Source organism: Microbulbifer agarilyticus S89, assembly GCF_000220505.1.
In the GTDB taxonomy this organism is placed as follows: Bacteria; Pseudomonadota; Gammaproteobacteria; order Pseudomonadales; family Cellvibrionaceae; genus Microbulbifer; species Microbulbifer agarilyticus_B.
The window spans coordinates 23903-44121 of record NZ_AFPJ01000007.1; the positions used below are offsets into that span (position 1 = coordinate 23903).

Here is a 20219-nt window from a genome sequence, read left to right on the forward strand (position 1 = left end):
AATACCGGTATGAAGATGGCACGCAGCTAGCTTTTGAGCTGACTCGCCTGAATGGCGGTAAGGGCAATGGTATAGATAATGTCGTCGACCAGTGCTCCGCGTGATAGATCGTTGACCGGCTTGCGCATGCCCTGCAGCATCGGGCCAATGCTGATCAGGTCAGCGCTGCGTTGCACCGCTTTATAGGTGGTATTGCCCGTATTCAGGTCAGGGAAAATGAACACCGTTGCGCGCCCAGCAACAGGACTGCCGGGTGCCTTCTTTTTCGCCACGTTTTCCATTACGGCCGCGTCATACTGCAAAGGGCCGTCAATCGCGAGGTCGGGTCTTTTCTCTTTGGCAATCTTGGTTGCCTCCCGCACTTTTTCCACGTCACTACCGGACCCCGAGGAGCCCGTGGAATAACTGATCATTGCCACTCTGGGTTCGATACCAAAGGCCTCCGCAGAGTCTGCAGACTGTATAGCGATGTCCGCCAGTTCCTCCGCATTGGGGTCCGGGTTGATCGCACAGTCCCCGTACACCAACACCTGGTCGGGCAAGAGCATGAAAAACACCGACGACACCAGACTGGCACCGGGCGCAGTCTTGATAAGCTGCAGGGCAGGGCGGATGGTGTTTGCGGTGGTGTGCACCGCCCCGGATACCAGGCCGTCAACCTCGCCCTCGGCGAGCATCATGGTGCCGAGCACGACATTGTCCTGAAGCTGCTCCTTGGCGACGATCTCGGTAAGCCCCTTGTTTTTGCGCAGCTCCACCATTGCGTCAACGTATTTGTTGCGGGTGTTGTCCGGATCGATAATTTCGACCTTATCCGCAAGCAAGATACCTTGCTGTTCCGCGACCCGATGAATTTCCTTGGGGTCGCCGAGCAATACCGGGCGGGCAATACCGCGCTCTGCACAAACCAATGCCGCTCTCACGGTGCGCGGTTCGTCCCCCTCCGGGAGAACAATGCGCTTGTTGGCGCGTCGCGCCAACTCGGTAAGATGGTAACGGAACGCCGGCGGTGAGAGGCGTTTGGGACGATTGGAGTCTCTGGCCAACGACTCCACCCAGTGGTTGTCCAGATGCCCGGCGATAAAATCCTGCACCTTTTCGATGCGGTCGAGGTCGTCCGTTGGGGTCTCCGTATTAAACGACTGTAGCTGCAGGGCCGTTTGCCATGTATTGCTTTCCACCAGAATAACCGGCAATCCAGTTTCCATGGCGGGGCCACACAGCTTCCGCACCTGTGATTCGATCTGGTAGCCGCCCGTCAACAGCAGACAACCGATCTTGATACCATTCATCGCCGCGAGGCAGGCCGCCACAATCACGTCCGGACGGTCGCCAGAAGTCACCAACATAGAACCGGGTTCGAAGCGATAGATCATATTGCCAAGTGATCTCGAGCAGAAGGTGACACTGCGCAGGCGGCGAATATCCAGCTCGCCATAATTGATGATCTCCGCCTGAAAATGCTCCGCCAGGTCCTTTGCCCGCGGTTCTACAAGATCGGCATTCCAGGGAATACAGCCAATAATCGGCAGAGGGCTTTTACCGAACAAGGCGAGGATCTCGAGATTGCCGCGGCGTACCCGTGAGCCCTCGAACACACCATTGATGTCCGCCCCCGGGGAGTCAGGCAGGTGCGAGGGGGCCCCCACCTTGTTGACGATACACCCAACGACGCGCTGCGCACTGCTGCCGCCGAACGTCGTCATTGCGACCTCAAGCCGGTCTTTCAGCTGCTGGGTAGAGTCGAGGTCCGGGCATACGACCAGGATGACTTCCGCATCCAGTGTTTTCGCAATATGTAAATTGAGCAGGTTGGCAAATTGATTTTCCGCGTTGGGCACGAGTCCCTCGACAATCGCCACATCAGACCTACGCGCCTGTTCGTTAAACCGCGCAAGAATATCTTCCATCAGGTCCGCGAGGTCATCGTGGCCAATCATCGACTCCGCATGCTTCATGCTGAATGATTCAGGCACCTTTAAATTCGACGCGGTACGTAGAATCTCATTGCTGCGGTCCCGGTTCCTTTCATTCTTGACGGTTTCCGCTATCGGCTTGTAAAAACTGACACTGACACCATCGCGTTCCAAAGCGCGCAGGGTGCCCAGGCTAACCGAGGTAATTCCCACACCGGAGCTGATGGGGACAAGCATAATCGTGCGGGCCATCGGCTAAGTGCCTCCCTGCGGCTGCGCAGAAGCGGGTGAGCCATCTTTGCCGATGATCTCTGCGGCATCTCGTGCGATCACCCATTCCTCATTGGTTGGAATAACCAGTACTTTGGGCGTGGGCGCCTGGCTGGATGACGATTCGATTGCGCCTTCTGCTCCAAACCGCATGCCCAGGTTGCTCGACTCGCAGACCTGATAGCCCAGGCCACTGAGGCGATTGAGCACATTTTCGCGGATGAACGCAGAGTTCTCGCCAATACCACCGGTAAACACCAGGGCATCGACCTGCGATAAAACCCCGTGGTAGGAGGCAATATATTTTGCCAGCCGATAACAAAAGATTTCCAATGCCAGCTGCGCACCCTGATGTCCCTCCGTGGCCGCCTGCTCGAGTGCACGGCAATCATTGCTCAGCTGGGAAATCCCCAGCAAGCCACTCTTTTTGTTCAGAAGGTCATTGATTTCCTTCATACAGTAATCGAGGCGGACCCCAAGGTGCAGCAGTATGCCGGGGTCTATATCCCCGCAGCGGGTACCCATCACCAACCCTTCCAGTGGGGTCAACCCCATACTGGTGTCGACGCTTTTCCCTGCCTGAATGGCGGCAATGGATGCACCATTGCCCAGGTGCGCGGAGATTATGTTCACATCGTCTGTGGGCTTGCCCAGTAACAGCGCTGCGCGCTCTGAAACAAACCGATGGCTGGTACCATGCATGCCATAGCGGCGAATACCGTGCTCTTCGTACAGCGTGTAGGGGAGGGCGTAGATATACGCGTGCCGCGGCATGGTTTGATGAAAGGCAGTGTCGAATACCGCAACCTGGGGCACCCCGGGAAAAGCCTTGGTAGCCGCCTCGATGCCCTGCAAGTGCGCGGGGTTATGCAAGGGCGCCAGGGCAACACAATCCTGGATTGCGCTAATTACCTGGTCGTTAATCCGTACCGAATGGGAAAACTTCTCGCCACCGTGGACAACCCGGTGGCCGATGGCCGCAATTTGTTTCAGCAGGGATCCCTGACCCGACAGAATATTGGTTACGACAAACTCGATTACCTCGGTGTGCTTTGCGCCCTCGCTCAGCGTTGCGTTGTGTTTTTCGCCTGCAATCTTCCAGCTCACGCTGGGCGCACTCTGGCCGAGGGCATCCCCCAGGCCACTCAGGCTGGCGTCGCCGTTGCGCGAATTAATCAACGCAAATTTCAGCGAAGAGCTGCCACAGTTGAGGACCAGGACCTGGCTACCATTGACGGGGGTGTCTGGCATATAAACCGCACAAATTTACTGAGGGCTTGCCTATAGCCTAGTTCAATATTGCGCCAGCGGTGTTTTCGAAGGGGAGAAAGTAGCCACAAAGGCAACTGCACAGGAATTAGCAGACTCGTGACTCTCTGCGGGGGTAGGGATCGAGCAACTCGTGCGCACAAAAAAGGGGCCGCAGAGCGGCCCCAAAAGTGAGTGAAACGATTCTCAGGGATAATTTCGAGATCGACTCATCCAAACTGGTTCATGGTGTTGTCTTTACCGGCAGCTTTCAGCGCGGCATCACCAGCAAAGTATTCTTTGTGGTCGTCACCCATGTCGGAGCCGGCCATGTTCTGGTGCTTAACGCAGGCGATACCCTGACGGATTTCCTTGCGCTGTACGCCAGCCACGTAACCCAGCATGCCTTGCTCACCGAAGTACTCTTTGGCCAGGTTGTCGGTAGACAGGGCCGCAGTGTGGTAGGTGGGCAGGGTGATCAGGTGGTGGAAGATACCCGCTTCACGCGCAGCGTCTGCCTGGAAGGTGCGGATCTTCTCGTCCGCCGCCTGCGACAGCTCGCTTTCGTCGTACTCTGCGCTCATCAGGTTGGCGCGGTCGTAGGCAGATACGTCTTTACCTTCTTCCTTCCACGCGTCGAATACTTGCTGACGGAAGTTCAGGGTCCAGTTGAAGGACGGGCTGTTGTTGTACACCAGCTTCGCATTCGGAACCTGCTTGCGGATCTCGTCCATCATGGCGCCAATCTGACGAACATGTGGCTTCTCGGTTTCGATCCAGATCAGGTCGGCGCCGTTCTGCAGGGAGGTTACGCTATCGAGGATACAGCGTGCTTCACCGGTACCTTTGCGGAACTGGAACAGGTTGGAAGCGAGACGCTTCGGACGCAGCAGCTTGCCGTCACGGTTGATGATTACATCGCCGTTGCTCAGGTCAGCAGGGTCCACTTCTTCGCAATCCAGGAAGCTGTTGTACTGGTCGCCCAGGTCGCCAGGCTCTTTGGTAACCGCGATCTGCTTGGTCAGGCCAGCACCCAGGGAGTCGGTACGCGCAACGATTACACCGTTGTCGACGCCCAGTTCCAGGAATGCGTAACGTACCGCGCGAATCTTGGCCAGGAAGTCTTCGTGAGGAACGGTTACTTTACCGTCCTGGTGACCACACTGCTTCTCGTCAGAAACCTGGTTTTCGATCTGGATACAGCAGGCACCGGCTTCGATCATTTTCTTCGCCAGCAGGTAGGTCGCTTCCGCGTTACCAAAACCAGCGTCAATGTCGGCGATGATCGGTACAACGTGGGTCACATGGTTGTCGATCTGGTTCTGGAGGGCCTTGGCCTTAACTTCGTCGCCAGCTTCGCGCGCAGCGTCCAGCTCGCGGAACAGGCCACCCAACTCACGGGCATCTGCCTGACGCAGGAAGGTGTACAGCTCTTCAATCAGTGCCGCAACAGAGGTTTTCTCGTGCATGGACTGGTCGGGGAGGGGGCCAAACTCACTGCGCAGTGCAGCTACCATCCAGCCAGACAGGTAGAGGTAGCGACGGTCGGTATTGCCTTCGAAGTGCTTCTTGATGGAAATCATCTTCTGCTGACCGATGAAACCGTGCCAGCAACCCAGAGACTGAGTGTACTTGGAGCTGTCCTGGTCGTAAGCCTCCATGTCCTTGCGCATGATGTTCGCGGTGTAACGCGCGATATCCAGACCGGTCTTGAACTGGTTCTGAAGACGCATACGGGCAACAGATTCCGGGCTGATGGCATCCCAGGCGTTGCCGTTGGTTTCGCACAGCTTGGCGGCTGTTTGTATCTCGTTAGCGTAAGTAGACATTGCGATATTCCCTCTATCGGTGACTGCGAATAGGTTGTGCGTATCGTAGGAGTGCTGGCATAATTTGGCTAATTTATTGTCATTATTCTCACTATCCAAGTCATGAATACATGCCAATAGCCCTTACAACGCTAAATAAACCAGCGGCTGACAAGCCCGATAGAGACTGTGCCGATGAATCTCGAACGTGCCGACCTGAACCTACTGGTGTACCTGGATGTGCTGCTCCGGGAGCGCAATGTGACCCGCGCCGCAAGCCATCTGGGATTGTCACAACCGGCCATGAGTAACGGGCTCAAACGCTTGCGCGAGCTGTTTGGTGATCCCCTGCTGGTGCGCACGCGCGAGGGGATGATGCCCACGGAGCGCGCCATGGAGCTGCAACCCATGGTCCGGGAGGCACTGGCGGCGATAGATCAGGTCATCCAGCCAAATCGGGATTTCAACCCGATTGATGCGCGTCGTACGTTCCGCATCATGGCCAGTGACTACGCGGAGTCCACATTGATTCCGCCGCTGCTCAAGCAATTGCGCGTCAGTGCACCTGGTATCAGTCTAGACATAATGACGCCAAGTGACGTGAGCTTTGTTGATGTAGAGCAGGGCAAGGTCGATATGGTCATTAACCGCTTTGATTCCATGCCGCAGAGTTTCCACCAGGCAACCATCTGGAGTGACACTTTTTCCTGTGTAATGCGCACGGATAACCCGATTCTTCAGGACTACAATCTGGAGAGCTATCTCGCGTCACAGCATATCTGGGTAAGTAAAACCGGCATGGGTGTTGGTGTGGGCGTGAACCCGGAAGACGTACAGCGGCTCGGCTGGGTGGACGAAGCCATCGGTCGCCAGGGGCGCAAGCGCGACATCTCGGTATTCACGCGGCACTACCAGGTTGCCATGCTCCTCGCCGAGCAGAGTGACCTGATCGTTACTGTGCCAACCCGTATGGCTCAACTGGCGTCCAGCAACCCCCGCGTGGTACTGCGTGAGCCCCCGATCAAGATTCCGCTGCTCGAGCTCAAGATGGCATGGAGCCCACTACTGCAACAGAGCGCACCGCATCGCTGGATGCGACGCTTGATCCTCGATGTAGGGCGCCAGCTGTAATCCGGCGGGCCACTGAATACATTTGGTGAATAGCGAAGATTCCACCTATAAATTAGCGGCATGGTGCTCGCCCTGTTTAGAATGCCGCAGAACTCACCAGTACTAAGAGGTCGAACATGACGGAAAGAGTCCGTATCGGCGATTTGCAGATCGCCAAAGAATTGCACGCATTGATCGCGAACGACGTGATTCCGGGTACCGGAGTCAGCGAGGACGTGTTCTGGTCTGAGTTCGAAAAAATCGTCAATGACCTGGCGCCGGTCAACCGCCAGCTGCTCGCCAAACGCGACCAGATTCAGGCACAAATGGACCAGTGGTATCAGGACATCCCCAACGGCTTCCGCGACCTCGCAAAATACAAAGCCTTCCTGCGCGAAATCGGCTATCTCGTGGAAGAGCCTGCAGACTTCACGGCAAAAACCGAAAATGTCGATGCCGAAATTGCCACCATGGCGGGCCCCCAGTTGGTGGTGCCAGTCATGAACGCCCGCTACGCGCTGAATGCCGCGAACGCACGCTGGGGCAGCCTGTACGACGCGCTGTACGGTACCGACGTCATTAGCGAAGAAAACGGCGCAGAGAAAGCAGGTGACTACAACCCGGTGCGCGGTAACAAAGTGATCGAGTACGGCCGTGAATTTCTCGATCAGGCGGCACCACTGAGCGGGGCCAGCCATAAAGACGTAACCGAATACCGAATTAATGGCTCACTGCTCGAAGCAACCCTTGCCAATGGCAAGGTGACCGCACTGCAAAACAGCCGTCAATACGTTGGCTACCGCGGTGACCAGGAGTCGCCGGAGGCGCTGCTGCTGACGGACAACGGTCTGCATTTCGAGATTCAGCTTGATCCGAATAGCCCCATTGGCAAAACCGATAAAGCGGGCGTGAAAGACATTCTGGTGGAAGCCGCACTCACCACCATCATGGACTGCGAAGACTCCGTTGCCGCAGTAGACGCCGAAGACAAGGTCGTGGTTTACCGCAACTGGCTGGGCCTGATGAAAGGCGACCTGCAGGAAACCCTGAACAAGGGTGGCCGTGAGATTGTCCGTCGGTTAAATGCTGACCGCGAATACAAGGGCGCAGAGGGCGGTGAACTGACCCTGCCCGGGCGCAGCCTGATGTTTGTGCGCAACGTTGGGCACCTGATGACCAACGACGCGGTACTCGATAGAGACGGCAATGAAGTACCGGAAGGCATTCTGGACGCAATGGTGACCAGCTTGATCGCCATTCACGACCTGCGCGGTGAAGGTCCAGTGCGTAACTCACGCACCGGTAGCGTCTACATCGTTAAGCCGAAGATGCATGGCCCGGAAGAGGTCGCCTTTGCCAATACGCTGTTTAATCGCGTGGAAGATGCTCTCGGGCTGGCCCGCAATACCGTAAAAATGGGCATCATGGATGAAGAACGCCGCACCACGGTAAATCTCAAGGCTTGTATCGCTGCGGCACAAGAACGTGTTGTGTTCATCAACACCGGCTTCCTGGACCGTACCGGTGACGAAATCCATACCTCCATGCTGGCGGGCCCAATGATTCGCAAGGGCGAAATGAAACAGTCCAAGTGGATTGCCGCCTACGAAGATTGGAATGTGGACACCGGCCTGGCGACCGGGCTCAAAGGTCGCGCGCAGATCGGCAAAGGCATGTGGCCGATTCCGGATCAGATGACAGCCATGATGGAAGCGAAAATCGCCCACCCGCAAGCGGGCGCAAACACGGCCTGGGTACCGTCACCCACTGCGGCAACCCTGCACGCGCTGCATTACCATCAGGTAAATGTCGCGGAGATTCAGGACCAGCTGGCGAGCCGTAAACCGGCGGACCTGAATGACATCCTCACCGTACCGGTGGCAGAGAGCCCCAGCTGGAGCGCGACCGATATTCAACTGGAGCTGGATAACAATGCCCAGGGTATTCTCGGCTACGTTGTGCGCTGGATTGACCAGGGCGTAGGCTGCTCGAAGGTACCGGACATCAATGATGTTGGCCTGATGGAAGACCGCGCCACCCTGCGGATTTCATCGCAACATATCGCCAACTGGCTGAAGCAGGGCATCTGTACCCGCGAACAGGTCGAAGAAACCATGCAGCGCATGGCCGCCGTAGTTGATCGCCAGAACGCCGCAGATCCCGCGTACCGCAATATGGCCCCGAACTTCGATAGCAGCATTGCGTTCCAGGCCGCCTGTGAACTGGTGTTTGAGGGGTGCGCACAGCCCAATGGCTACACCGAGCCGGTCTTGCACCGCCGCCGCCGTGAGTTCAAGGCCAGCCAGCGCTAATCGCGTACGGCCAAGGCAATAAACATCACTTTATTTCTAGCCCCGCACCCGCGGGGCTTTTTCTTTGTGTAAGCTGTCTAAAAATAATGATCGGGAAAGGAATCCATGATGTCGAAGACCGCCACAGCCTCCAGCGATGGGCAAAAAATCGAGCAAAGCCAGGGCGTCGTCGTTGAAGCCATCCTTGGCGCCAGCGTGAGCGGTACTGCCGTGCGCTACCGCTAATCGAGGCAACGCGTTCAATGAAGAACTCAAGACGCCCCAACGGTTATACGTTTCAATCCATGGACCCGGCCGGCAACGGTCTTCAGCGTAGCAACCAGTACCTGGCGGAAGAGAAAGCCATTGCGATTAGCTACAACGGTCTCAATCATGCCGTGATGATGGCATCTCCCGGCGCGCTGGAAGACTTTGTAATCGGCTATTCCCTCAGCACGGGTGTTGTGACGGGTAAGTGTCAGATATTAGATATTGACCTGCGACATCTCGAGGATGCCATTTGTCTTGACGTCACGCTTAATCAGCGTGCGTTCCATCATTTCAAACACAGTCGAGGGCGCGAGCGTCGCACACTTGCCGGTTCCAGTGCCTGCGGATTGTGCGGTGTAGAGGCCCTGGATCAGGTGCTCTCGCCGCAGAGAGTTAGATCCAGGGAGTACCAACCCTTACCGCCCGCGAAGCACATGCTGCAGCTGCGCGAGCGACTAACTCTGGCACAGCGCGAGCGGAGTGTATTCGGCGCATTGCACGGGGCGATTTACGTCGACGCGTCTGGCGGCACGAGCATTTGCCGTGAGGATGTCGGCCGCCACAATGCTCTGGACAAGCTGATTGGCGCCTGCATGCGAGTAGACCTACCTTTGGCCCAAGGCTTTATCGCAATGAGTAGTCGTTGCGGTTTCGAATTGGTTCAAAAAGCCACCCGCTGCGGTATCGGTACTCTGGTCACCCTCGCTTCGCCCTCCGATATAGCCGTGCGCTGGGCACGGAAATACAAGCTTAACCTGATTCATGTGCCCGCTCAGACCGCGCCAAGAGTCTACAGCAGCGACGACATCTGCCCGGCTGATAAACCAGTCGTAGATCAACTCTGCGAGATGCCCACCGTATGAAAACACCCGTCGATCGGTTTCGCTTTCGGCCCTATAAGCGTCCAGCAGCTGGCTGGGGCGCCTTGCGCAGCGTCACTCATGCCTGGCTGGACAGCCGCCAGCCATTCAAAAACTTGCGCGCGATGTTGCAAACCAATCAGCACGGGGGCTTCGACTGCCCGGGCTGTGCATGGGGGGAAGCGCCGGACGAGGGGCGTATACGATTTTGTGAAAACGGGGCCAAGGCCGTGAACTGGGAAGCCTCTGGGCGCGGTGTGGATGCGATATTTTTTGCCAAACACAGTGTGCGCGAACTTCTCGCTATGGACGACTACTGGCTCGAATATCAGGGCCGGCTGACACAACCCATGGTGTACGACGCAGAGACCGATCACTACGTACCGATAACCTGGGACCAGGCATATCGAAAGATTGCCGACCACCTGAATGCCTTGGCATCTCCGGACCAGGCTGCATTTTACACCTCTGGGCGCGCCAGCAACGAAGCCGCTTTTCTCTATCAGTTGTTTGCACGCGCGTTTGGTACCAACAATTTGCCCGATTGCTCAAACATGTGTCACGAAGCGAGCGGCGTTGCCTTGCTCGCCAGCATTGGTACAGGGAAGGGCACGGTGACCTATGAGGACTTTGCCAAGGCCGAGGCCATTTTTGTTGTAGGGCAAAACCCGGGCACCAATCACCCGCGTATGTTGGAGCCATTGCAAAAGGCCGTTGCGCGCGGTGCGCAGGTTGTTGTCCTGAATCCATTGCGGGAAAAGGGGCTGGAACGATTCCAGGCGCCGCAAGACCCGGTACAGATGGTGACCGATAAAGCATCACCGATGCACACTGCCTACTTTCGCCCGGCCCTCGCCGGTGATATCGCGGTCATGCGCGGAATTGCGAAGTTCCTGTTCCAATGGCAAGACGAAACCGAGGCGCGTAACCGCGCGCGATTAAATGGCCAAGCCGGGCAGGAAGGCAGCGGGGAAATAGATAGCGCCATTGAGCAAGGTCCGCTTGACCTCACGTTTATTAAAAAGTATTGCGAGGGATTTGCGGCATACCAGTCTGTGGTGAGGAATACCCACTGGGACGAGATCGTTGCCTTTAGTGGTCTTGAGCTTGACGAGATCGAACGCGCTGCGCACATCTTCGCGCGCAGTGATGCGACCATCATTTGCTGGGCGATGGGTATTACCCAGCACCGCCACTCGGTAGCAACGATTCAGGAAATCGCCAATCTACAGATGCTGCGAGGCCAAATTGGTAAGCCCGGGGCCGGACTTTGCCCGGTACGTGGCCACAGTAATGTACAGGGCGATAGAACCATGGGAATCCATGAGCGTCCGCCGCAATCGCTGTTGAATGCATTGGCGACGCGTTTCGACATGTCGGTGCCCCAGGCAAGTGGTGTCAATGTAGTTAAAACCATCAAGGGCATGAAAAAAGGCGATATAAAAGTCTTTGTGGGCCTGGGTGGTAATTTCGCCCAGGCAACACCAGATAGTGAAAGCACCCACCAAGCGCTACGCAATTGCGACCTCACCGTACAAATCAGCACCAAGTTAAACCGCAGCCACCTGGTTACTGGACGCGATGCGCTCATCCTCCCTTGCCTTGGACGCACGGACATGGATATTCAGGCAAGCGGCCCCCAGGCAGTGACCGTGGAAGATTCATTTAGCATGGTGCATGCGTCCTACGGCCAACTGCGCCCACTTGCCGCGGAGATGCGTTCGGAGCCGGCCATTATCGCCGGAATGGCGCAGGCCACGCTCGGCAACAAGCCGGTAGACTGGTTATCGCTTATTGAAGACTACGCACGTATCCGCGATTTGATCGAGGATGTTATCCCGGGTTTTGAGCGCTTTAACGAAAAAATACAGCAACCGGGCGGGTTCTATCTACAAAACCCTGCAGGCCAGCGGCGCTGGCAGACCGCTAACGGTAAGGCAAATTTCATCGCCGGTCCCTTACCGGCGCCGTTGCCGACAGCGGTATTGGAAAAACTTGGCGCGCTTGGACACCAGGCCGACCTGGTCCTGCAAACCATACGCTCGCACGATCAATACAACACCACGGTGTACGGCTTGAATGATCGCTATCGTGGGGTCAGTGGTGATCGTCGTGTGGTATTCGCGAATATCGAGGACATTCATCGCCTGGGGTTTGCTGATCGCCAGGCCGTTGATGTGGTTTCAATCTGGGACGATACGCAAGAGCGGCGCATCTCGGGCTTCACCCTGATTGCTTATGATATTCCTAAAGGACAGGCCGCCGCGTATTACCCCGAGGCAAACCCTTTGGTGCCGCTGGCAAGTTGCGGTGTGGGCAGCTATACGCCGACGTCCAAGTACATTGCCGTGCGCCTTGAACCCAGCACCGCCAGCGAGCGCATTGTTTGACCGCGTAATTATTGTTGGCCAGGCAAGCTAGAGCACAAACTGACGTAAAGCGGGGTCGGGGCGGGCGGCAAGCCAGTGCTGCTCAAACGCATCATCTAATTTCGCGTTCCGCACTGGATCATCGCCGCGATACTGCCCATTCCACTTGATCGAGTCCGAAATCGATAAGCTAAGGCGCTGATCACCAATAGCAAATTCCCAGTTGGTGGGCTCGCTTGAAGACTGAATTTTACGCAAGGTAATACGGCTCTGCAGCCGTTTAAGCAGCGGCAGCAAGCGGTGCGGTTGCCGTAAAAGTGGCTCGCTGTCGGTGATCAGGATTTCGACCTGAGCGTAGCGGCTACTGCGGGCAAATTCGGAAATGGCATCCACAACCGCCAAATCACCATAAACTTGCCGGGCGAGGTGTTGGGAGAAAATACGCAGGCGCCTGCGGCTTGCACCGATAAGCGCGGTTAAGGCGTCGCAGCAATGCTCAACGTCTTCAAAAGCCGGGTGCGCGCTTGTACTTGGCCGCGCCTGAGCCTGTTTCAACTTGCGCGGATCAACGATTCCAGTCATCGAGATTTTCGCTCGGCTCACGGTCGTTCAGCGTGCGCTCCATGCGGACATGCGGAATCTCCGCTTCCATGAATTCATCCCCGACCGGGACAAATCCAGCCTTTTCATAGAAGGGAATCGCCTGTACCTGAGCGTTGAGATACACGTTTTTTTGCCCGGAGAGCCCGGCAAACTTGCAAATGCGCTGCAGCAGTTCCAGGCCGGCGCCGTGGCCACGGGCCTCTCGCTGGATGGCCATACGCCCGATTTTACCGCCACCGGTCAGGCGACCAGTACCGATCGCCTTGCTGTCGTGGTAGACAAGAAAATGCTGCGCGGTTTCCTCAAGCTCATCCCACTCCAGTTCAGGGGGGACGTTCTGCTCTTCGACAAAGACCTTCTGGCGGATACCGCGAATGGCATCCCGGTCTGTGTGCCAATCAGCCAGGCGAACAAACAGACTCATAGCGCGAACTCCTACTCATCATCCTGATCATCGTGTTCAAGTAACTCAGGGTAAATGAGACTGCCCTGGGACACCAGCGCATCGATCAGGCCATCTTGCTCACCCAGTTCAGGGTAACCGACCAGGTCGCCGTGGGTAATGGTCCTGGTCTCGCAAAAGGACTCGGCAAACAGCAGTGGGGCGGGGAGGGGTTCACCATCCACAAAAAGAAGCGCAGGGCTGCGTACGAAGGCAGCGCGGGAACCGGGATTCAGCACCAAACTGCCACCATCCTGCAAGTGTTCACGCCATTCTTCGGCGCTGCCTGCGTCCAGGGCGACGGTTTCCGGATACTTGGACTCAGTCATGACTGCGCCGAACCAGCGGGCAATGGTTTCCGGCTGCTGTAGCCATTGGGTCAGCTGCCCCTGCACGCGCGCAATCGTATTGCCATCGATTTCTCCCGGGTTCACAGGCAGTGCAAGATCCTGATCGCTGTAGCGAATGTGGTCAGGCAGCTGTGCGGCGAGTTCGCCACCCAGATCTTCCAGCAGGGTACGCGCGGAAGGGGCGCGGAAGCCGACAGAAATGGTGGTGCAACCACCCTCGGCAACGCCCCAATGGCTGAACTGGGGTGGCAAGTACAGCATGTCGCCGGGCTCCAGGCGCCAACTGGCTTCGGCTTCAAAGTCCCGCAAAATATTCAGCGGCGTGCCTTCGGCGCGTGGGCTATTTTCGTTGGCTTCTGGCCCCAGCTGCCAATGGCGTATGCCTTCGGCCTGCAGTAGAAACACATCGTAGTGATCGTAATGGGGGCCGACACTACCCTGATCCGCCGCATAGCTGATCATGATATCGTCGAGGCGCCAGTCCGGCACAAACCGAAAATGGTCTTTAAGGGCCGCAACTTCTGGTATCCACTGATCGACCGCCTGCACCAGCAAGGTCCAGTGGGTTTTCGGCAGGGCAAAGAAGTCTTCTTCAGTGAACGGGCCACTGCGTAACTGCCACGGCCCATCGGCCCCGCACTCTTCAATCAGGCGGGACTCTATCTGTTCTTCCAGCGCCATACCGGCGAGCTCTTCACCAGATATGGGGCTGGCAAAATCGGGAAACGCGTTGCGAATCAACAGCGGCTTTTTTTGCCAGTAATCCCGCAAAAACTCCTCAACGGGCATATCGCCCAGATGGGTCAACGGCTTTCTCGCGCTGTACTGGCTCGGCTCTGTCATATTGCGTTCCCGATCATGCTGGGCGGGTTAGATATCGTTCGCTTGAGCGACCGCATTACCAATATAAGAGGCCGGCGTCATCTCACGCAGTGCCTGCTTGGCTTCTTCCGGCATCTCGAGGCCATCGATGAATACCGCCAGGGTCTCTTTGGTGATGCCTTGGCCGCGGGTCAGCGCCTTCAGTTTTTCGTAAGGCTCTTCGATGTTGTAACGACGCATGACGGTCTGGATCGGCTCGGCGAGCACTTCCCAGGCATTGTCCAGGTCTTCTTCCAGGCGCGCGCGGTTGATTTCCAGCTTGCCCAAACCTTTCATGGTCGCCGCATAGGCAATCACGGAGTATCCGGCACCAACACCCATGTTGCGCAGCACGGTGGAGTCAGTCAGGTCGCGCTGCCAGCGGGAAACCGGCAGTTTGGCAGCCAGGTGCTGGAACACTGCATTAGCGATACCCAGGTTACCTTCGGAGTTTTCGAAGTCGATCGGGTTAACCTTGTGCGGCATAGTGGAGGAGCCCACTTCGCCTGCCACAACTTTCTGCTTGAAATAGCCCAGGGAGATATAACCCCATACATCGCGATCGAAGTCGATCAGTATGGTGTTAAAGCGGGCGATCGCATCAAACAGTTCGGCAATGTAGTCGTGCGGCTCAATCTGGGTGGTGTAGGGGTTCCAGGTCAGGCCCAGGGAGGTAACAAATACCTCGGCATTCTTCTGCCAGTCTACGCTCGGGTAGGCAGACAGGTGTGCGTTGTAGTTACCGACTGCACCATTGATCTTGCCCAGCAGTTCAACTTTCTGGATTTGCTGCACCTGGCGACGCAGGCGCGCCACAACGTTGGCCAGCTCTTTACCTACCGTGGTCGGGCTCGCAGTCTGGCCGTGGGTACGTGACAACATCGGCACGTCGGCAAAGCTCTTGGCCAGCCCGGCAATCTCGTCAACGATCTGATTCATCGCCGGCAGCAAAACATCGTCGCGGCCCGCGCGCAGCATCAATGCGTGGGACAGGTTGTTGATGTCTTCTGAAGTACAGGCGAAGTGAATGAATTCACTCACCGCCGCCAGCTCTGCGTTATCTTTTACTTTTTCCTTGAGGAAGTACTCGACCGCCTTTACATCGTGGTTGGTCGTGCGTTCGATATCTTTGATACTCTGGGCATCCTCGATAGAGAACTTGGCAACGATGTCATCGAGGATCTGACTGCTATCAGCGGAGAAAGGTTTTACCTCGCCAATTTCCTCATGACGCGCCAGCTGCTGGAGCCAGCGTACTTCTACCTCAACGCGCGCACGGATCAGGCCGTACTCACTGAAAATATCGCGCAGTGGAGCCGTTTTGCTTTCATAGCGTCCGTCAATTGGGGAAACCGCGGTCAGTGCGGATAGCTCGACAGTCATGGTGTCTCTCCGATAATGAGCAAGCGCCGGGACACAAACCCGGCGTAAAGATAAAAAGTTTGTATGAAATTTATGCGTGAAATTAATGTTCCAGCGATTCGTACTTGGATATCAGTGCATCCATCGCCGCGATCAGTTTCTTGCGCTGGAACAGCAAGTGGAGGCGACGGCCGCCCAGCTGGCGCCACAGCATGGCAGAGCGCACACCGGCAAAGAGCATGGTGCGAATCTGGTTGGCAATACGCTGCTGTTGCAAGTAGTTGAAGTCACCCAGCACCTGAATACGAAAACGGAAGGTACTCAGGGTATCACTGTAGATACTTGCCAGATTGGCATAGACGTTCTCGTGATCCACACCAAAGTGGTCCGTCTGTAACTGGGCTTTCTCCAGTCGGCTGCCAATGATCGACAGTAGATCCGGCTTTTTGGCGAGCTGGCGTTGCAGATACAGAATCGACAACACATAGCGCAGGCAATCGGTGTATTCCGGGTGATTGCGGCTGGCGATCAACTGGCGCGCAGCGCGCAGGCCGGGCAGTAATTTTTCCACCCCGCCAAATACATCTTCGGTGGTTTCGGGGCTTTGCTGGAACAAGCTGTATACCGCAGTTTCCATCTGCTCTGCAGGCGCTGTGCCGGTTTTGGCCAAACGCTCTACGAGAATCGCCGCCTGAAACACACCGGCCAGTGCCAGTGCTTGGTCTCGCCAGTTACTCAAGAATTGCTCCCTACAACCTTCTTGTTTTTCGCCGCGCCGCGGGCCACATCAACATCCACTTCACCGATACCGGTGGCGCGGTCAATCACCGCGCCGCCCAGGCAGATATCGCCCTGATAAATCACCACAGACTGGCCCGGGGTAACCGCGCGCTGCGGCGAATCGAAGCTAATCACCAACTTGCCATCCTCACCAACGATCACTTCGCAATCCTGGTCGTCCTGGCGGTAACGTGTTTTTGCCGCCGCGCGGAAACACTGCGCGGGAGGCGCGCCACTAATCCAATGGGCTTGTGTTGCCTCGAGGCCAGTAGAGTAGAGCAGGGGGTGGTGCTTGCCCTGTGCCACCAACAGCACGTTGCGTTCTAGATCCTTGCCGACCACATACCAGGGTTGGTCTCCAGCACCTTTGACGCCGCCGATACCTAGGCCCTGGCGCTGCCCAATTGTGTGGTACATCAGGCCGGCATGTTGCCCCATCACTTCGCCGTCAGGGGTCTGCATTTCCCCGGGCTGTGCGGGCAAGTACTGTTCCAGGAAGTCCTTAAAACGACGCTCGCCAATAAAGCAAATGCCGGTGCTGTCCTTCTTGCTGTGGGTGATAAAGCCGTTTTCTTCCGCAATGCGGCGGACTTCCGGTTTCTCCAGTTCGCCCAAGGGGAACAGCGACTTGGCGAACTCCGCTTCACCCACAGCGTGCAGGAAGTAGCTTTGGTCTTTGTTCGGGTCCAGGCCCTTGCCAAGATAGGTGCGGCCATCTTTGTCGATACGACGCGTGTAGTGGCCCGTGGCGATGGCGTCCGCACCGAGCATTTCGGCGTACTCGAGAAACACTTTAAATTTGATTTCACGGTTACACAGGATATCCGGGTTTGGCGTGCGGCCAGCTTTGTATTCCGCAAGGAAATACTCAAACACATTGTCCCAGTACTCCGCGGCAAAGTTTGCGGTATGCAGCTTGATGCCGAGGCGCTGGCACACAGACTCTGCGTCGGCGAGATCCTGTTTGGCGGTGCAATACTCGGTGCCGTCGTCTTCATCCCAGTTCTTCATGAACAGGCCTTCCACCTGATAGCCCTGCCGCATGAGCAGTAGCGCGGCGACAGAAGAGTCGACACCGCCGGACATACCAACGATGACGCGCTTCGCCGCATTGGTAGCCATATTGGTATTAGCCGCATTGGTAGAGCTTGATGGTGCTGACGACACAGACATTTCCGAATCTGACATGAAGTACCGGGTTGTTACAGTGAGGGAGGGCAGCGCTTTTTCAAGACCGTCCGGCCCCAATGACGCCCGCAGGCGTGAAAATGGGGGCGCATTTTACCCGTGAAACGCGCAGGTGACCAATGTCACGGCATATCGATACGGTGTCACCGGAGATTGGGCACTATAAGACGCCCCACTTAGACCATAGAGGATACAGATAGTCCCGGCAGGTTTACCGGTTGGGCCTGCGCTTGTTACGCCGCGTGGCTGGGCGCTTGGCCGACCGGTCATCGCGTCTGGGGGCGCTCTGCTGCTGACGGGTGGCGCCGGCGGTACGCGGCTTGCGGCCGCTCGCCTTATCCTCAGGCATATCGGGCAGGTGCACCTCTAACGACCGCGACTCGCCGGGGGCCAATCCGTCCAGGCGCCAATTACCAATAGCGCACCGAACCAGGCGCAGCGTGGGGAAGCCCACGGCCGCGGTCATCCGCCGGACCTGACGATTACGCCCTTCGCTAATCGTGAGCTCGATCCAGGAGGTGGGGATCGACTGACGCTCGCGAATTGGGGGCGTTCGCGGCCAAATATCTGGCGCGCTGATGGCGCGGGCTTTGGCGGGCGCGGTCAGCCCGTCTTTGAGCGTAACCCCCTTGCGCAAGGCCCTCAGCGCCTCTTCGGTCACCGCCCCCTCGACCTGTGCCCAGTAGGTCTTGGGCAACTTGTTCCTGGGGTGGGCAATCCGATGCTGCAGCTGCCCATCTGCGGTAAGCAAAAGCAAGCCCTCGGAGTCGTAATCGAGACGACCCGCGGCGTACACGCCCGGCTGGGTAATATAACTAGCGAGCGTGGGCCGCCCCTCAGGGTCGGTGAACTGACACAGGACACCAAAGGGCTTGTTTAAAAGGATCAGCTTGCTCATTGGTACACTTTTACACCCGATTTACAGACCAAAATAGGGGAATTTAGCGAGAAAACGCGGAGAAATAGCTACTTCATAGTGCCTTGGTTGTAACGAAACTACAAAAACAGCCCGATGCTGGTATAATCGCGCCGTTTTTTAGCCAGCTTGCTGGGTGCAACGGCGCAAACAGCGGGCGGCAACCATGACCGGCAATGGAAATTTTGGCGAGGTATGCCCCTTTTTCCCCGAAATAGCCGGACGTTTAGTCAAAGAGTTACTGGAGTCAACTTAATAATGGGTCATATCCAAGTGCCGGCAAACGGCGAAAAAGTTACAGTCAATGCAGACGGTTCCCTGAACGTACCGAACACCCCGATCATCCCTTTCATCGAAGGTGACGGCATCGGCGTGGATATTACCCCGGTAATGCGCAAAGTGATCGACGCAGCGGTAAGCAACGCTTACGGCGGCGACAAGTCCATCGCCTGGATGGAGATCTTCTGCGGCGAGAAAGCAGCAGAAACCTACAGCGGCGACTGGTTCCCGGCCGAGACTCTGGAAGCAATCAAAGATTACGTTGTAAGCATCAAAGGCCCGCTGACCACTCCAGTAGGCGGCGGCTTCCGCTCCCTGAACGTTGCCCTGCGTCAGGAACTCGACCTGTACGTATGTCAGCGTCCGGTTCGCTGGTTCAGCGGTGTACCTTCTCCGGTTAAAGAGCCGAACAAGGTAGACATGGTGATCTTCCGTGAGAACTCTGAAGACATCTACGCAGGTATCGAGTGGAAAGCCGGTACCGATGAAGCGAACAAGGTTGTTAAGTTCCTGCAGGACGAGATGGGCGTTAAGAAAATCCGCTTCCCGCAGAACGTAGGCATCGGTGTTAAGCCGGTATCCGAAGAGGGCACCAAGCGCCTGGTACGTAAAGCCCTGCAGTACACCATCGATCAGGACCGTGACTCCCTGACCCTGGTGCACAAAGGCAACATCATGAAGTTCACCGAAGGTGCCTTCGCCGACTGGGGCTACGAGCTGGCTCGCGAAGAGTTCGGCGCTCAGCCGATCGACGGCGGCCCATGGTGCAGCTTCAAGAACCCGAACACCGGTAAGGAAATCGTGGTTAAGGACGTGATCGCAGACGCCATGCTGCAGCAGATCCTGCTGCGCCCGGCCGAGTACGACGTGATTGCCACCCTGAACCTAAACGGCGACTACCTGTCCGACGCACTGGCCGCACAGGTTGGTGGTATCGGTATTGCTCCGGGTGCGAACCTGTCTGACGACGTTGCGCTGTTCGAAGCAACCCACGGTACCGCGCCGAAGTACGCCGGCCAGGACAAGGTAAACCCGGGCTCCCTGATTCTGTCCGCTGAGATGATGCTGCGTCACCTGGGCTGGAACGAAGCGGCTGAGCTGGTTGTTAAAGGTATGGAAGGTGCTATCGAAGCCAAGACCGTTACCTATGACTTCGAGCGCCTGATGGACGGCGCCGAGCTGAAGTCTTGCTCTGAATTCGGAGACGAAGTTATCAAGCACATGGCCTGATAGACCTTCGAAAAAAAGGCCCCGTACCGAAAGGTGCGGGGCCTTTTTTTATTCTGATCAACGAAA

General features: G+C 56.8%; 15 protein-coding genes. 5 read left to right on the forward strand and 10 right to left on the reverse strand.

Annotated features, from left to right (window positions below):
* Nucleotides 1-26 precede the first annotated feature (26 nt).
* From pta to AS89_RS0100945, 3 genes are all read right to left on the reverse strand, one after another.
* Nucleotides 27-2168 carry a phosphate acetyltransferase gene (gene pta / locus AS89_RS0100935; protein ID WP_010130355.1) on the reverse strand — a complete coding sequence of 714 codons (2142 nt, stop codon included), beginning with the start codon at nucleotides 2166-2168 and terminating at the stop codon, nucleotides 27-29.
* Nucleotides 2169-2171: 3 nt separating this feature from the next.
* Nucleotides 2172-3437: an acetate kinase gene (locus AS89_RS0100940; protein WP_010130356.1), complete on the reverse strand. Its 1266-nt coding sequence runs from the start codon at nucleotides 3435-3437 to the stop codon at nucleotides 2172-2174.
* Nucleotides 3438-3664: 227 nt separating this feature from the next.
* Nucleotides 3665-5263, reverse strand: coding sequence for an isocitrate lyase (locus AS89_RS0100945; protein WP_010130358.1), 1599 nt, complete (start codon nucleotides 5261-5263; stop codon nucleotides 3665-3667).
* 174 nt (nucleotides 5264-5437) lie between these two features.
* On the opposite strand from AS89_RS0100945, the gene AS89_RS0100950 reads away from it, so the two are divergent.
* The 4 genes from AS89_RS0100950 to AS89_RS0100970 all read left to right on the forward strand — a co-directional run bounded on the left by AS89_RS0100950 (nucleotide 5438) and on the right by AS89_RS0100970 (nucleotide 12163).
* The gene (locus AS89_RS0100950) at nucleotides 5438-6373 is read left to right on the forward strand and encodes a LysR family transcriptional regulator (protein ID WP_010130359.1); all 936 of its coding nucleotides are present in this window, start codon (nucleotides 5438-5440) and stop codon (nucleotides 6371-6373) included.
* Nucleotides 6374-6489: 116 nt separating this feature from the next.
* Nucleotides 6490-8664, forward strand: coding sequence for a malate synthase G (locus AS89_RS0100955; RefSeq protein WP_010130360.1), 2175 nt, complete (start codon nucleotides 6490-6492; stop codon nucleotides 8662-8664).
* Between the two features lie 242 nt (nucleotides 8665-8906).
* The gene (locus AS89_RS16525; protein WP_010130361.1) at nucleotides 8907-9776 is read left to right on the forward strand and encodes a formate dehydrogenase accessory sulfurtransferase FdhD; all 870 of its coding nucleotides are present in this window, start codon (nucleotides 8907-8909) and stop codon (nucleotides 9774-9776) included.
* A complete protein-coding gene (locus AS89_RS0100970) occupies nucleotides 9773-12163 on the forward strand; it encodes an FdhF/YdeP family oxidoreductase (protein WP_010130362.1) in 2391 nt (796 codons plus the stop codon). The genes AS89_RS16525 and AS89_RS0100970 overlap by 4 nt, the downstream gene beginning before the upstream one ends.
* 27 nt (nucleotides 12164-12190) lie before the next feature.
* Here AS89_RS0100970 and AS89_RS18025 read toward each other — a convergent pair whose 3' ends face one another.
* The 7 genes from AS89_RS18025 to AS89_RS0101005 form a co-directional block, all read right to left on the reverse strand.
* Nucleotides 12191-12724 (reverse strand): DUF7931 domain-containing protein, encoded by a 534-nt coding sequence (locus AS89_RS18025; protein ID WP_010130363.1) that lies wholly within the window; start codon nucleotides 12722-12724, stop codon nucleotides 12191-12193.
* On the reverse strand, nucleotides 12708-13169 hold the full coding sequence (locus AS89_RS0100980) for a GNAT family N-acetyltransferase (protein WP_010130365.1): 462 nt from the start codon (nucleotides 13167-13169) through the stop codon (nucleotides 12708-12710). Before AS89_RS0100980 ends, AS89_RS18025 begins: the two co-directional genes overlap by 17 nt.
* An 11-nt stretch (nucleotides 13170-13180) precedes the next feature.
* Nucleotides 13181-14380 carry a cupin domain-containing protein gene (locus tag AS89_RS0100985; protein WP_010130366.1) on the reverse strand — a complete coding sequence of 400 codons (1200 nt, stop codon included), beginning with the start codon at nucleotides 14378-14380 and terminating at the stop codon, nucleotides 13181-13183.
* 27 nt (nucleotides 14381-14407) lie between these two features.
* Nucleotides 14408-15781: an adenylosuccinate lyase gene (gene purB, locus AS89_RS0100990; protein WP_010130367.1), complete on the reverse strand. Its 1374-nt coding sequence runs from the start codon at nucleotides 15779-15781 to the stop codon at nucleotides 14408-14410.
* An 82-nt stretch (nucleotides 15782-15863) separates the two neighbouring features.
* Nucleotides 15864-16499, reverse strand: a complete 636-nt coding sequence (gene hflD, locus AS89_RS0100995) for a high frequency lysogenization protein HflD (RefSeq protein WP_010130368.1) — start codon at nucleotides 16497-16499, stop codon at nucleotides 15864-15866.
* Nucleotides 16496-17662, reverse strand: coding sequence for a tRNA 2-thiouridine(34) synthase MnmA (mnmA, locus tag AS89_RS0101000; protein ID WP_010130369.1), 1167 nt, complete (start codon nucleotides 17660-17662; stop codon nucleotides 16496-16498). Before mnmA ends, hflD begins: the two co-directional genes overlap by 4 nt.
* Nucleotides 17663-17939: 277 nt before the next feature.
* Nucleotides 17940-18626 carry a pseudouridine synthase gene (locus AS89_RS0101005; protein WP_010130371.1) on the reverse strand — a complete coding sequence of 229 codons (687 nt, stop codon included), beginning with the start codon at nucleotides 18624-18626 and terminating at the stop codon, nucleotides 17940-17942.
* 276 nt (nucleotides 18627-18902) lie between these two features.
* Here AS89_RS0101005 and icd point away from each other — a divergent pair, with 276 nt between their 5' ends.
* The gene (icd, locus tag AS89_RS0101010; protein ID WP_010130374.1) at nucleotides 18903-20153 is read left to right on the forward strand and encodes an NADP-dependent isocitrate dehydrogenase; all 1251 of its coding nucleotides are present in this window, start codon (nucleotides 18903-18905) and stop codon (nucleotides 20151-20153) included.
* Nucleotides 20154-20219 lie beyond the last annotated feature (66 nt).

Bases quoted from the DNA above. Each gene is read 5' to 3' on its own strand.
- purB (WP_010130367.1), bottom strand. From the start codon at position 15,781: ATGACTGTCGAGCTATCCGCACTGACCGCGGTTTCCCCAATTGACGGA.
- AS89_RS0100940 (WP_010130356.1), bottom strand. From the start codon at position 3,437: ATGCCAGACACCCCCGTCAATGGTAGCCAGGTCCTGGTCCTCAACTGT.
- icd (WP_010130374.1), top strand. From the start codon at position 18,903: ATGGGTCATATCCAAGTGCCGGCAAACGGCGAAAAAGTTACAGTCAAT.
- AS89_RS18025 (WP_010130363.1), bottom strand. From the start codon at position 12,724: ATGACTGGAATCGTTGATCCGCGCAAGTTGAAACAGGCTCAGGCGCGG.
- AS89_RS0100985 (WP_010130366.1), bottom strand. From the start codon at position 14,380: ATGACAGAGCCGAGCCAGTACAGCGCGAGAAAGCCGTTGACCCATCTG.
- AS89_RS0100970 (WP_010130362.1), top strand. From the start codon at position 9,773: ATGAAAACACCCGTCGATCGGTTTCGCTTTCGGCCCTATAAGCGTCCA.
- AS89_RS0100945 (WP_010130358.1), bottom strand. From the start codon at position 5,263: ATGTCTACTTACGCTAACGAGATACAAACAGCCGCCAAGCTGTGCGAA.
- mnmA (WP_010130369.1), bottom strand. From the start codon at position 17,662: ATGGCTACCAATGCGGCGAAGCGCGTCATCGTTGGTATGTCCGGCGGT.
- AS89_RS0100955 (WP_010130360.1), top strand. From the start codon at position 6,490: ATGACGGAAAGAGTCCGTATCGGCGATTTGCAGATCGCCAAAGAATTG.
- AS89_RS0100980 (WP_010130365.1), bottom strand. From the start codon at position 13,169: ATGAGTCTGTTTGTTCGCCTGGCTGATTGGCACACAGACCGGGATGCC.
- pta (WP_010130355.1), bottom strand. From the start codon at position 2,168: ATGGCCCGCACGATTATGCTTGTCCCCATCAGCTCCGGTGTGGGAATT.
- AS89_RS0100950 (WP_010130359.1), top strand. From the start codon at position 5,438: ATGAATCTCGAACGTGCCGACCTGAACCTACTGGTGTACCTGGATGTG.
- AS89_RS16525 (WP_010130361.1), top strand. From the start codon at position 8,907: ATGAAGAACTCAAGACGCCCCAACGGTTATACGTTTCAATCCATGGAC.
- AS89_RS0101005 (WP_010130371.1), bottom strand. From the start codon at position 18,626: ATGAGCAAGCTGATCCTTTTAAACAAGCCCTTTGGTGTCCTGTGTCAG.